Genomic DNA, 12791 nt, shown 5'->3' on the forward strand with positions numbered 1-12791 from the left:
TTAATCCCCCGCTGCCCGACCTTTTTGCGGGAACAACCCGCGTGGACGTTTCTGGATGAACAAAATAATGAACACCAGCACCAGAATTTTGGCAAGCACTGCCCCGGCCCACGGTTCCAGCACCTTGTTGACCACGCCCAGCGACAAACCTGCCACCAGCGTTCCCCACAAATTGCCGACCCCGCCGAACACCACCACCATGAACGAATCGATGATGTAAGACTGTCCTAAGTTGGGACCAACGTTGGTTAACTGACTGAGTGCGACACCCGCGACACCCGCAATGCCCGAACCCAGACCGAAAGTGAGCGCATCGACTCGCGCCGAACGCACCCCCATTGCCCGCGCCATTGCCCGATTCTGCGATACCGCCCGTACCTGCAAACCCAGATTGGTATTGCGCAATACGAAATACAGCAGCGCAAACACCAGCAGGCAAAACAGCACGATGTAGAGGCGGTTATAGGTCAGCGACAACACGCTATTGATTTCCAACGAACCCGACATCCATGACGGATTGGAAACCGGCACGTTTTGCGGTGAAATCACCGTGCGCACCAGTTGTTGCAGGATCAAGCTAATCCCAAACGTTGCCAGCAAGGTTTCCAGCGGACGCCCGTACAAATGGCGGATCACAGTACGTTCGATCAAAATCCCCATTGCACCGGAGACAATGAATGCCGCAGGTACTGCCACAAACAGCGAGTAATCAATGGCGTGGGGCATGAGTTGTTGCACGATGTAGGTGGTATACGCCCCCAGCATGATCAGCTCGCCGTGCGCCATATTGATTACGCCCATCACGCCAAAGGTAATTGCCAAGCCAATCGCCGCCAGCACCAGCACCGAACCAAGGCTCAAGCCAAAAAACAGTGTTTCGACATGACCGTACAACGCTGCGGTGTCTTCAATACTGCGCAAGGCTTCCTGCGCGGCTTTGGCAACCTCCGTATCGCTATCGGTGGTCATGGTGGTCAAACGATTGCGCACACCGGGGTGTAAATTGCCTGCTAATGATTCAATCGCCGTTAGCCGCACCGCTTTATCGGCTGCATTCAAATCCGCCATTGCCAAACCGAGTGACAGGGCTTCTTTGACGGCGGAGTCGGTTTCTTTGTCCAGCAAGCCGCGTAATTGCGCTGCCATTTCTGGCGTAACCGTTTCCAGTAAACCATTGGCGGACTTGAGGCGTACTACGGCATCGGGGTGGCTTAAACTGAGTTGTCCCACTGCCGCCCGCACGTATTTGCGCAAACTGTTATTGGTAGGAATTTTGCGTAATTCATCGCCAGTGTTGCCATCCTTGGCGATGACTAGCGTTCCTTGTGCTTTGTGTTGGTAGAGTTGCCCGTCGAGCAAGGCTTGCAAATACGGCACGGCTTCAGCGTCGCCGCTCACTGCCAACAAGTCGACTGCCTCGCGGGTTTTGTCGAAAGAGGCTGCCTGAAAGAGCGGAACAGCTTGGGTGAGGGTTGCACTTTGCTGCTCAGCTTGTAGCGGTGGGCAAACCCACAACAACACGCTCAATAGCAAAAGGCGGGTGAAATCATACGTTTTCAGCATACTATTTCCTGAATACCGAGAAAGAGTTCCCCCCATCCCCAGCCCGTCCCAGCCGCTTGAACGCGGCGCTTCGCCCCCCGCAAGGGGTGAAGGGAGTCAAGAGAAAGAAGGGAGTACCCTCTTGTTCCTTCCCCCCTTGCGGGGGAAGGTTAGGATGGGGGGTATTTATTCGTATTTCTGCCCGGAACACTTCTTGGTTTCGGTGTTGAAGTTGCCGCACGGTTTGCCGTCGGTTTCTTTGCCTGTCCAGTCAGCGACGATGTTTTTGGAATCCGGCAAGAAGTCAGACCATGCGTCGCCCGGTACTTCAGGGGTTTTGGAGACGACTTCAAACTGACCATCTGCTTGGATTTCGCCAATCAGCACGGGTTTAGTCAAATGGTGGTTAGGCAGCATTTTCGCTGTACCGCCGGTGAGGTTAGGCACTTCCTGCCCGATCATGGCTTCAGCCACTTTGTCGGTGTCGGTGGATTTGGCTTGTTCAACCGCTTTTACCCACATCTTGAAGCCGATGACGTGCGCTTCCATTGGGTCGTTGGTAACGCGCTTGTCGTTTTTGGTGTATGCCTTCCACTGTTTGATGAACTCTTTATTGCCGTCATTTTCGACGCTCATGAAGTAGTTCCATGCCGCCAAGTGACCGACCAGTGGCTTGGTGTCGATACCGGAAAGTTCTTCTTCACCCACCGAGAAGGCTACGACAGGGATGTCTTCCGCAGAAATGCCTTGGTTGCCGAGTTCTTTGTAGAACGGTACGTTGGCATCACCGTTGATGGTGGAAACCACGGCGGTTTTCTTGCCTTCGCCGCCGAATTTCTTGATGTCAGCCACGATGGACTGCCAATCAGAATGACCGAACGGGGTGTAGTTGATCATGATGTCTTTTTCGTCGACACCTTTGGATTTCAGATACGCTTCCAGAATCTTGTTGGTGGTGCGTGGGTAAACGTAGTCTGTACCTGCCAATACCCAGCGTTTCACTTCGCCTTCTTTCATCAGGTAATCAACAGCGGGGATGGCTTGTTGGTTCGGCGCTGCACCGGTATAGAACACGTTTTTGGAGGATTCTTCACCTTCGTATTGTACGGGGTAGAATAGCAGGCTGTTTTTTTCTTCAAACACGGGCAATACGGATTTGCGGGAAACCGATGTCCAGCAACCGAAGGTTGCGGCAACTTTGTCTTTCTCGATCAAGTCACGCGCTTTTTCCGCAAACAATGGCCAGTTGGAGGCTGGGTCAACTACAACTGCTTCCAGCTTCTTGCCCAGTACGCCGCCTTTTTTGTTTTGTTCATCAATCAGCATCAGCATGGTGTCTTTCAGGGTCGTTTCACTGATCGCCATGGTGCCGGAGAGGGAATGCAACACGCCGACCTTGATGGTATCGCCATCCGCCATTGCTAAGCTGGATGCACCCAGCGCCGCAGCCATACTGACAACCAACAAAGTGCGTTTGAAAACGTTATTAAGAAACATTGGGTCACTCCTGAATGATGGATGAAAGGTGTAATCTGTTCAGGAATAAGCACAAAGCGTGCCAGAGATTGCAGTCGTTGTATTTGCGCACCAAGTCGATGCAAAAAAACAACGTTTGTGGCATTAATGCCCTGCAATAAGGCAGTGGGCATAAAAAAAGGGATGCGCGTTGCATCCCTTTTTCTCAACACATGGCTGATAGTGTGTTGCTATTATTTAGTCAACGGTATGCTGTAGCTCACCAAGAATTGTGGATCTTCATCCACCGTGTCGCTATCCACCACGAATTTGCTCATCGCAAAACTGAGGTTGTCGTTGTATTGATAACCGACTTGAACATGACCGGGATTCGCCGCGCCTTCCTTGCTGTGTTGCCCGTAAAGGGCAGAGTATTTCCCTTTGGTGTAAGCAACGGAGGCGTAACGGGATTCCGCTGCATCATCGCCTGCGACCGTTTCGTATAGCGTCGCTTTCACAGGGCCATAGCCTGCGGAGACGACGACATCCATCAAGTCGCCCGGTGCATTAGCGGGTTCACCGTCATCATTGGTATAAGTACCTTTATTATCGGGGTAAACATAAGACCAGAGGCTGGCATCCACATCCACTTTCCCGACCTTACCGGCCCAACCGCCGTACAAGTCATACTCATTGCCGCCTGTCGCATCGCCGGAAGAACCCCAGATACCTGCATAAGCGCCAGAATCATGCTTCAGTTTCAAATCACCCGAAATGGCAGCATCGCCATGACCCAGATCATAACCGCGCCACAAGTACATATTGGCAACACCTACAGAAGCCGATACTTCAGTACCCGCCTGTGCAGACGGAGCAGCAAACGCAGTTGCGGCTAGCAGGGCTACAAGACTGGTAGCGAACATCTTTTTGGCTTTTTGCATACGACACCTCAAGTATTTCAATTGTAATAAAAAATCAACACCACCACCCAACAATACGGCTTACGCGTCAGATGAATAGCAAACTGCAAAGCAAGATGTGTGCCAGTGTTAATCACCATCATCCTATCGCTTCACGAGAGTGCATCAGCCGAGTACCCCGCACTATTTCAAGGCAGCATAGCGTTATGCAGGTTTTCCTGCTTAACACTCAAGGGATTTTATGACGGACATCAAGCAATTGCTTGCTTTCTTGCCCTGATTGTTTTATTGCTTGCTCTTCGTTACCGTTGCTAGAGAGAGTTCATCTGAATGCCCCCGGAACACGCCCTCGTCGTCAACAATATCAAAAAACGCTTCGGTGATTTAACCGTCCTCAATGGCATCTCGCTAACCGCCCACAAAGGCGATGTGATTTCCCTCCTCGGCTCTAGCGGCTCTGGTAAAAGTACCCTGTTACGCTGCATCAATCTGCTCGAAACGCCCGACGAAGGCGAGGTCTACGTGACCGGCGAACGCATCGAAATGATCCATGACCGCCACGGTAAAACCGTTCCCAAAAGCCAAAAACAAGTCGACCACATCCGCACCCGCTTAGGCATGGTGTTCCAAGGTTTTAACCTGTGGAGTCACCGCACCATTTTGGAAAACATTATCGAAGCACCCGTGCATGTGCTCGGCATTCCTAAAGCGGAAGCCAAAGAATACGCGATGGAATTGCTTAACAAAGTCGGTATTGCCAACAAAGCGGACAGCTACCCCGATCACTTATCCGGTGGACAACAGCAGCGCGTGGCGATTGCGCGAGCGCTAGCGATGAAACCCGCCGTGATGCTGTTCGATGAACCCACTTCTGCGCTTGACCCCGAATTGGTCGGTGAAGTGTTGCGCGTCATGCGCCAGCTTGCCGACGAAGGCATGACCATGCTGGTCGTGACCCACGAAATGGGCTTTGCGCGGGAAGTATCCTCCCAAGTCATCTTTTTGCACCAAGGGCAAATCGAGGAGCAAGGTAGCCCCGAACAGGTATTCAACAATCCACGTTCAGAACGTTGCCAGCAATTTCTCGCCACCCAGCTCAAATAACCCAACAGGAGACAACCATGAAACTACTCACTACCTTACTGTCGAGCGCTGTACTGGCACTGGCTGTGGCTGGTACGGCGCAAGCTGAAGACAAACTACGCCTCGGCACGGAAGGCGCGTATGCCCCGTTCAATACCGTGGACAAAGATGGCAAGTTAGCAGGCTTTGACATCGACATCGGCAATGCTTTATGCAAAGCGATGGCAACTGAGTGTGAATGGGTCACCTCCGATTGGGATGGCTTGATTCCGGCACTGGATGCGAAAAAGTTTGATGCCATCGTTGCCTCCATGTCGATCACCGCCGAACGCAAGGAAAAAATCGACTTTACAGGCAAGTATTACACCACCCCGATTAAATGCATCCGCGCTGTCGGCACGGACGTTGACCCCACCGATGAAGCTAAACTCAAAGGCAAAATGGTCGGCGTGCAAAGCGGCGTGGTAGCGGATAATTTCGTTCGCGGCAAATTCAAAGACAGCGTGGAAGTAACGGCGTACAAAACCCAAGACGAAGCCAATCTGGATTTGCTGGCAGGGCGCGTGGATTTGGTGTGTGCAGATTCGGTGGTGCTTGCCCCCGTGGTCAAGGATGAAAAGAATGTCGGTAAAGTCGAATTTGTCGGGGGCGATTTCAAGGATGTGGAATTCGTCGGGGAAGGTGTCGGCATCGGTATCCGTAAAGGTGATACCGCTTTAGCAGAAAAGCTCAACAAGGCAATTGCCAAAATCCGCGAAGATGGCACTTACGCCGAAATCAATAAGAAATACTTCGACTTCGATTTGTACGGGGAATAAGCCTTGCTGGATTTACAAGGTTACGGTTGGTTACTCCTGCAAGGTCTGCAAATGACCGTGTTGGTGGGGCTGTGCGCCATGTTCGTGGCAATCCTATTCGGATTGCTGGGCGCATGGGGTAAGTTTTCGCACTCAAAGTTGGCGAATTGGGCGGCGGATACGTATACCACGGTGGTGCGCGGCGTGCCGGAGCTGATCCTGCTGTTGCTGGTGTATTACGGTGTGCCGAAGCTGATTCAGGATGGCGCGGCGGCGTTGGGGTATGAGTTGCGGCTCGACCTCAACCCGTTTGTGGCGGGTTTTATGACCATCGGTTTTATTTACGGCGCGTTTTGTACCGAAGTGTTGCGCGGGGCGTTTTTATCCGTCCCGCGTGGGCAGATGGAGGCAGCGCGAGCGATTGGCATGAGCAAAACGCTGGCATTCCGGCGGGTGCAATTGCCATTGGCGATGCGCATGGCATTACCCGGTTTGGGCAATGTGTGGATGGTGTTGATCAAAGCCACCGCGCTGATTTCCTTGATTCAGTTGGATGAGTTAATGCGTAATGCCAAACTCGCCGCCACCGCTACCCGTGAACCGTTTACCTTTTACTTTATTGCGTCCCTGCTGTTCCTCGCGATTACCTTGGTGTCGATGTTGGTGTTGAAACGCGCTGAAGCGTGGTCAAAACGCGGGGTGCGCGTATGAACTGGGAATTGATCGGCGAGAGTTTACCGAAATTGCTGGCAGGGGCGGGTGTCACCGTGCAACTGACCTTGTTTAGCCTTGCGATTGGTTTGTTGTTGGCTGTGCCGCTGGCATTGGCGCGGTTGTCACACAACCCCTTGTTGAAGTATCCGACGGCGGGGTTTGTGTTTTATTTTCGGGGTACGCCGTTGCTGGTGCAATTGTTCCTGATTTATTACGGCAGTGGGCAATTCCGTGACGTGCTGAGTGATATGGGTTTGTGGACGTATTTTCGCAATGCGTGGTTTTGCGCGGTGCTGACCCTGACGCTGAATACGGCAGCGTATACGGCGGAAATTTTCCGGGGCGCGATTCAAGCCGTGCCGCGTGGCGAGATTGAGGCGGGCAAAGCGTTTGGGATGTCGGGTTGGTTGCTGTTTCGGCGTGTAACCTTGCCGAAAGCGTTTCGGATTGCGCTGCCTGCGTATGGCAATGAGGTGGTGTTTTTGCTGCAAGCCACCTCGTTGGTGAGCGCGATTACGGTGATTGATTTGACGGGTGCGGCGGATTTGATCCGCTCGAAAACCTTTGCGGTGTATGAAATGTATCTCACCGCTGCGGTGTTGTACCTGATCATGACGTATGGGTTGGTGTATGCGTTTCGCTTGCTGGAAAAGCGTCTGAATGCTTACCAACACAGATCGGCTTGAAGCAATCCCCACGCAATCGTCCACATAATGATGCCGATCAGGATGTCGAGGATTTGCCATGTTCTGGGCTTTTGGAAGAGGGGCGAGAGTAATCTTGCGCCGTAGCCTAGCCCGAAAAACCAGATGCCCGATACGCTGACCGCGCCCAGCAGAAATAAGAGCTTGTCGTGCAAGGGTAGGGCGATGGCAACCCCGCCAAGGATGACCACGGTATCGAGATATACGTGCGGGTTCAGCAAAGTCAGCGCAAAGGTGGTGGTGATGACTGCTGACAAGCTGGTTTTGGTGGCATCGCTTGCCGCTGCTTCGAGATGGCTAGTGGCTTGATAGGCACTGCGGAAGGCGTTGAAGCCGTACCAAAATAAGAATGCTGAACCCAATAGTGCAAGGCTGCACGTTGCGATGCTGCTGTCTTTGATTAACGCGCCTAAACCTAATACGCCTGCCGACATTAATACCGCATCGCATAGGAAGCAGATCAGCGCGACCCAGAAAATGTGGTGACGGGCTAAGCCTTGCTTCAGCACGAAGGCGTTTTGTGCGCCGATGGCGATGATTAGACCGCTGGCGATCATCGCGCCTTTGAGGATGGTTTCGAGCATAGCGCCTCTTGTTGGCAGAAAGGGGAAAGGGTGACAGAGGAAATAGGCTGCCTCCCAAGTCAGGTATAGTAGATACGGGTGTTATTCTCGAAAATGACGCACTTTCTACAATATGGATTTTCTTATTGTAGAAAGTGGGTGGGTTTCTCCAATAAGGCAGGGCAAACTGCGCTATTCACTCCTTATCCAGCACGTCTGGTTTCCGTAACACTTTTTTCTCTTCGGATGCCAAGCGGCGTTCCACTTTTTTCACATCTTCGGCGGGCGGCAGATTTTCTGGACGAATACCGCGTTCCAGCAACGTTTTGCGCACGGCCTGATTGTTGGTGATGTGTTCGCTGGAAATAGCGGCTTCTGTTTTCATTTTGTGTTCACGGGCGTTGAAGATGGTGATTTCCGTGGCGAAGTCTTTGGCTTTAAGGATGATGGTTGGGGCGAAATCAGCCAGCGGACGGCTATCTGGCACGTTCCATTGGGCTTTCATGGATTGCGTTGGTTTGCAGAACAAAGCTGTATCGCCTGCATCTGAATAACGTTCTTGGGCTGTGTGAACCAATTCCTTTTTCATGGCTTATCTCCGTATCACTCAAAATCATCATCATATTGGTTATGTATGGTAGCCTATTTTGTTGAATTCAGGAATGGTAACCATCATAATATGCGCTATGAAACAAACCGACACTATGACAACCACTTCTGATGCACTCGCCTCCCTGAGCCTATCGCAGCGCGAACGGCTGGCGTACATTGAGTTCCGCCTGTTCTTTTTGGGGGATGTGCGCCGTCAGGATTTGATGGATCGCTTTGCGATTGCCCCCGCTGCCGCAACTCGCGATTTTGCGCAATACCGCGAGCTTTGCCCCGATAACCTCAAGCTGGATGGCAGCAGCAAGGCGTATGTGCTGGGCGGTTGCTTTCGGCCTGCGTTTGCGCACAATGTCGAGCGGGTGTTGATGATGTTGTCGCAAGGGTTTGGCGATGGCATCAGCCAGATGCAGGATGCGTTTTTGGCGTGTGAACTGCCGCCGATGTTGAACCGCCCTGTGGTTGACATCCTTGCGCCTGTGACGCGGGCAATTTATCAGCGCAAAGCGGTGCGGATGCGTTATTTCTCGCATTCCAGCGGGGTGTCGGAGCGGGAAATCGTGCCGTTCGCACTGGCAAATGACGGGCTGCGCTGGCACGTCCGCGCTTTTGACCGCAAATCCGGCGAATTCCGCGACTTTGTGTTTACGCGCATGGAATCCACCGAACTGCTGGATGGCAACCCCGCCAAACACGAACTCCCCGCGCAGGACATCCAGTGGAATCGCATTGTCGAACTCGACATCGTGCCGCACCCTGAGCGTCCGCACCCCGACATCACCGAACGCGACTACGGCATGGTTGATGGCGTGCTGCATTTGAAACTGCGGGCGGCGATGGCGGGGTATGTGCTGCGGCAATGGCAGGTGGATTGCTCGGCAGATCATAGTGTTAAAGAGCAAGGGTGTCGGTTGTGGTTGCGGGATGTGCTGGCGTTGTATGGGGTGAAGAATGCGATGCTGGCGTTGGGGATATGTACAGCTAAAAAACAATGACTCACATGAAGTCGCAACTGTTGACATCAGACGCAAACCGTGTAACTCTTGATTTAACCTTTTTTGGTTTACAAAGTTCTCCTAAAATGGCATTATAATTTAACTTAACTGGGAGGCTAGGCGGCAATGGCAACTACATTTGGAAAATTTGTACGTAAACTCAGGATTGATCGAGGCAAAGTATTAGGGGATATGGCAGCAGCGTTAGGCTTATCAAGTGCGTATTTGTCTGCTGTTGAGAATGGGAAAAAGAATGTTACTGATCAGTTACTTGTCAGTGTGATTAGTTATTTCTCTTTGGATGAGAAAGCAACGGTAGAACTGCGAGAAGCGGCTGCAAACTCACAAACATCAGTAAAATTTGACTTACAAGATTCTCCAGAAATGGAGCGTATGTTGGTTAGTTCATTTGCAAGGAAAGTACGAGATCTTTCCCCAAATCAGCAAGGAGACTTGCTGGATTTTTTAGGTAAATTATAACAGGGTGGTTTTATTGATGAATAAAGGACGCAAGGTTAAGCCGCGATATATTAAAGATATAAGAGATCTAAGTCATCTGATAAGGCAAGAATTTGATCTCCCAAAAGCATGGTTTCCTATTGTAGAACTGGTTGAGAAACTAGCTGCAAATGAGGCTATAGAATTCATGATTCTTGCTGAAAATGAAATGCCTCATGATTACGGCTTAACATTTCCGAGGAAAAATCTTATCCAAATAAGAGAAGATGTATATGAGGATGCTGTAAGTAAAGGAGGATTTGGGCGTTTTACTATGGCACATGAATTAGGACATTTATTTTTACATCGAAATGAGCCAGCCTTTGCAAGAAATCAATCAGTTACCAAACACCAAACTATTGAAGACTCAGAATGGCAAGCCAACAAGTTTGCTCAAGAGCTTCTGGTTGATGTTCGTCATCTTGACCCATACTCAACTCCTGAACTAATGGCTAAAAAATTTGGCATTACCGGACAAGCAGCACAGGTAACATTTAATGCATTGAAAAGAGAAGGGATATTAAGATAGGTAAGGCTCTATGCGGGAACACAGAGCCTTAGTTTTTTAAGTAGCCTACAGAAAGAAGGTGAACAGAGCGCACCACACTTTCTATATTTGCAGAACCACTTTGTATTGGCGTGCTGAGTATAGTTCTGAAAATAGGGTATGTCCAATTCGCTCAATAGCAAAGAGGATACTGACATGAATATGTGTCACTACCCTAGAGCGGTGTTTGTGCGTGCATATCACCGTTTTCGCTTTGGACAGTGGGAGTTTGTGCGCCAGCACTGCCGTAGCTATCCGGGGCAATTGTCTTTTCCTTGGTAAATCATGAATATCATCAACCGATGATGCTTTATTGGTCAAAAATAGACAAATCCGGTGCTTATGCGCCGGATGATGCTACCTCATGATTAAATGGAAAATATGGAAGATTCTTTAAGGGTTTCTAATCAATTATTAGTAGACAATTCACTGGAGTGACCCCTTCTCTACCCCCTGACGATCAAACCCGCCTCGAAGTCCGCCTGCAAGACAAAACTGTGTGGCTTTCCCTCACCGACAATATTTAGAAATAATGTTTGCCGAGCTTACTGAACATTGAGTCCCAAAAACCCCCGCAAATCCCCATTCCCCAACGCCCTCCGACGCGGCGGCAACTTATCCACATCCGCCGCCATCACCTCTCGATACGCCGCCCGCACAAACGCCATGCACAGCGGATCAACCGCCCCCGTTTCCGCCTCAGTTTTCGTCGCTTTATCCCAAATCTGTCGCTGAAACGCCTCCAGCACCGCCACATCATCCGTCAAAGCCTGCAACAAATCCGGGAACACCACGGTAGGCATCGTGTGTTCGCGCATCACCCACAACGCACTCAGCGTGGCGCGGCTGATGTAAAAAAACCGCTTCAGCTTGATGTCCGGCGCATCCAGCGCAGCAATCATGTTGTGCGCCATCGCGCTATAATGGTGGAAAGTCGCCTTGGCGTTGAAGGTACGCGCCACCATCTCACGCAGCAGCGCCGCCCGTTGCGGGTCTTCGCGGTAAACCAGTGGTGAAATCAGCCATTCCTGAATCACACTATTGCCGCTGTTAGCGAGTGTCATCGCTTTACGCACATCCCAGCCGCCAATATCCAGCACCGCGTTGACGGGCAGTTCGATCACATCGCGTTCCGGGTCAAGCTGGATGTACCACTCCGGCGCATGGGCATACACAAAGCGCACATCGTAATCACTATCCGGTGAAGGAAACCCCCACGAACGGCTGCCGCTTTCAATCGCACTAATAATCGTCACCTGATGCTGGCGAGCCAGCTCCTCCAGCTTGCCCAACACTTCCGTGCGGATGCTGGTATTAATCCGTTCCTGCATTTACACCTTCCCCTGATAACGTTGCAACACCTGCCCAATCTCCTCCAACGCCCGCTCCGCCGCGTGCGGACGACTCACCGCCTCGCTAATCGAGCCGAAATGCTGTTCCAGACAATCCGTCAGCAACTGGCGGATGGCGTCAGTATCCGGCGCATCCGGCAAGCGGCTGGCGAGATACACCCGTTCCAGATCGGCTTCCTTGCGGGCAAAGTAATCTTCCAGTTGCGGCAGCGTCCATTCACCCCGGCGGATCGCTTTCATCTGCTCGGCATCGCGCTGCAAATCCATGTCCTGATGCATCAGCAATTGCTCAACCTCACCCAACAAGCGCACCACGTGATAGGCAAATTTCACGTCGTAACCGAATTGCTCCGTCAATTCCTTGCGCTTGCCCTCCGGCTGTTTGGTACGGATTTTGTGCATCTGCCCGTAGGCATAACCCTTGAACTTCGCCCAGCAGCCCTTGTACAGGAACAATTGCCGCCGTTCGCGCACCAGCTTGCCGATGGGCGAGGCATACAGCACGCAATTTTCCGGCACATACAGGCTGTCGATAATGTTGGGGTTATTGTCAGCCAGCAGGCGGAAATACTTGGCAATCGCAAACACCGTCACGTCATACACCCGCCCCTTGCCACCCAACGCCGCCGCATCGCGGATATGGTGCTGCTGGTACTGCTCGAATTGCACCGAGTAGCTGTCAAAACCCGGAATTTCGCCGCGCAAATGCGGAAACATCATGGTCTTGGGCGGAATCGCAAAGGCGTAGAGGTCCATATCGGAACTGTCGTTGCTGACGCCATACGCCACGGAACCCATGATGACTTCGTACTGCACGGCATCGGTCAGAAAGTCGGGTGGGCTGGGCAGGAGCTTTTTGTGTTGGAGTGACTGGATGTGGCTGCTCATCGGGTGACTTCTCTGGTTATTTTTCGACTTTTATTCTGCATTTATTCTGCATCCTTTTCTGCAAGTACCCACTCAGGTGCTTTACGTGAACCGCTGTTGCGGATTTTTCTTGACCTCACTCCGAACT

The 12791-nt window shown here is 51.6% G+C and carries 14 protein-coding genes; 7 read left to right on the forward strand and 7 right to left on the reverse strand.

Translation table 11 applies throughout. The features are described from left to right. The 3 genes from urtB to J1836_RS08185 form a co-directional block, all read right to left on the reverse strand. Nucleotides 1–1563, reverse strand: coding sequence for an urea ABC transporter permease subunit UrtB (gene urtB, locus J1836_RS08175; RefSeq protein WP_207250620.1), 1563 nt, complete (start codon nucleotides 1561–1563; stop codon nucleotides 1–3). 165 nt (nucleotides 1564–1728) lie between these two features. Next, on the reverse strand, nucleotides 1729–3039 hold the full coding sequence (gene urtA, locus J1836_RS08180) for an urea ABC transporter substrate-binding protein (protein ID WP_207250623.1): 1311 nt from the start codon (nucleotides 3037–3039) through the stop codon (nucleotides 1729–1731). A 212-nt stretch (nucleotides 3040–3251) separates the two neighbouring features. After that, nucleotides 3252–3938 carry a TorF family putative porin gene (locus J1836_RS08185; RefSeq protein WP_207250625.1) on the reverse strand — a complete coding sequence of 229 codons (687 nt, stop codon included), beginning with the start codon at nucleotides 3936–3938 and terminating at the stop codon, nucleotides 3252–3254. Nucleotides 3939–4247: 309 nt separating this feature from the next. Between J1836_RS08185 and J1836_RS08190 the strand changes: the two genes are divergently transcribed. Genes J1836_RS08190 through J1836_RS08205 form a run of 4 tightly spaced genes read left to right on the forward strand, consistent with a single transcriptional unit; the run spans nucleotide 4248 to nucleotide 7197 of the window. Further along, nucleotides 4248–5021 carry an ABC transporter ATP-binding protein gene (locus J1836_RS08190; RefSeq protein WP_207250629.1) on the forward strand — a complete coding sequence of 258 codons (774 nt, stop codon included), beginning with the start codon at nucleotides 4248–4250 and terminating at the stop codon, nucleotides 5019–5021. Between the two features lie 17 nt (nucleotides 5022–5038). After that, nucleotides 5039–5818 carry a lysine/arginine/ornithine ABC transporter substrate-binding protein gene (locus tag J1836_RS08195; protein WP_207250630.1) on the forward strand — a complete coding sequence of 260 codons (780 nt, stop codon included), beginning with the start codon at nucleotides 5039–5041 and terminating at the stop codon, nucleotides 5816–5818. Between the two features lie 3 nt (nucleotides 5819–5821). Further along, entirely contained in the window at nucleotides 5822–6508 is a 687-nt protein-coding gene (locus J1836_RS08200; protein ID WP_207250631.1) for an ABC transporter permease, read from the forward strand. Next, nucleotides 6505–7197, forward strand: coding sequence for an ABC transporter permease (locus J1836_RS08205; protein ID WP_207250632.1), 693 nt, complete (start codon nucleotides 6505–6507; stop codon nucleotides 7195–7197). The genes J1836_RS08200 and J1836_RS08205 overlap by 4 nt, the downstream gene beginning before the upstream one ends. On the opposite strand, the gene J1836_RS08210 is transcribed toward J1836_RS08205, so the two are convergent. Together J1836_RS08210 and J1836_RS08215 are read right to left on the reverse strand one after the other, a co-directional pair. Next, complete coding sequence (locus J1836_RS08210; protein WP_207250633.1) at nucleotides 7176–7799, reverse strand: LysE/ArgO family amino acid transporter; 624 nt, start codon at nucleotides 7797–7799, stop codon at nucleotides 7176–7178. The genes J1836_RS08205 and J1836_RS08210 overlap by 22 nt on opposite strands. Before the next feature lie 175 nt (nucleotides 7800–7974). Continuing rightward, nucleotides 7975–8367 carry a hypothetical protein gene (locus J1836_RS08215; protein WP_207250634.1) on the reverse strand — a complete coding sequence of 131 codons (393 nt, stop codon included), beginning with the start codon at nucleotides 8365–8367 and terminating at the stop codon, nucleotides 7975–7977. A 115-nt stretch (nucleotides 8368–8482) separates the two neighbouring features. Between J1836_RS08215 and J1836_RS08220 the strand changes: the two genes are divergently transcribed. From J1836_RS08220 to J1836_RS08230, 3 genes are all read left to right on the forward strand, one after another. Continuing rightward, entirely contained in the window at nucleotides 8483–9379 is an 897-nt protein-coding gene (locus J1836_RS08220; protein WP_207250641.1) for a WYL domain-containing protein, read from the forward strand. A 126-nt stretch (nucleotides 9380–9505) separates the two neighbouring features. Next, a complete protein-coding gene (locus tag J1836_RS08225; protein WP_207250642.1) occupies nucleotides 9506–9859 on the forward strand; it encodes a helix-turn-helix domain-containing protein in 354 nt (117 codons plus the stop codon). A gap of 16 nt (nucleotides 9860–9875) precedes the next feature. Beyond that, on the forward strand, nucleotides 9876–10406 hold the full coding sequence (locus tag J1836_RS08230; protein WP_207250643.1) for an ImmA/IrrE family metallo-endopeptidase: 531 nt from the start codon (nucleotides 9876–9878) through the stop codon (nucleotides 10404–10406). 563 nt (nucleotides 10407–10969) lie between these two features. Here the strand turns inward: J1836_RS08230 and J1836_RS08235 are convergent. Both J1836_RS08235 and J1836_RS08240 read right to left on the reverse strand, forming a co-directional pair. After that, nucleotides 10970–11755 (reverse strand): nucleotidyltransferase domain-containing protein, encoded by a 786-nt coding sequence (locus tag J1836_RS08235; protein WP_207250645.1) that lies wholly within the window; start codon nucleotides 11753–11755, stop codon nucleotides 10970–10972. After that, nucleotides 11756–12664: a nucleotidyltransferase domain-containing protein gene (locus tag J1836_RS08240; protein WP_207250647.1), complete on the reverse strand. Its 909-nt coding sequence runs from the start codon at nucleotides 12662–12664 to the stop codon at nucleotides 11756–11758. It lies immediately after the preceding gene. Between the last annotated feature and the right edge of the window lie 127 nt (nucleotides 12665–12791).

It is taken from the genome of Thiothrix fructosivorans (assembly GCF_017349355.1).
GTDB classification, from domain to species: domain Bacteria; phylum Pseudomonadota; class Gammaproteobacteria; order Thiotrichales; family Thiotrichaceae; genus Thiothrix; species Thiothrix fructosivorans.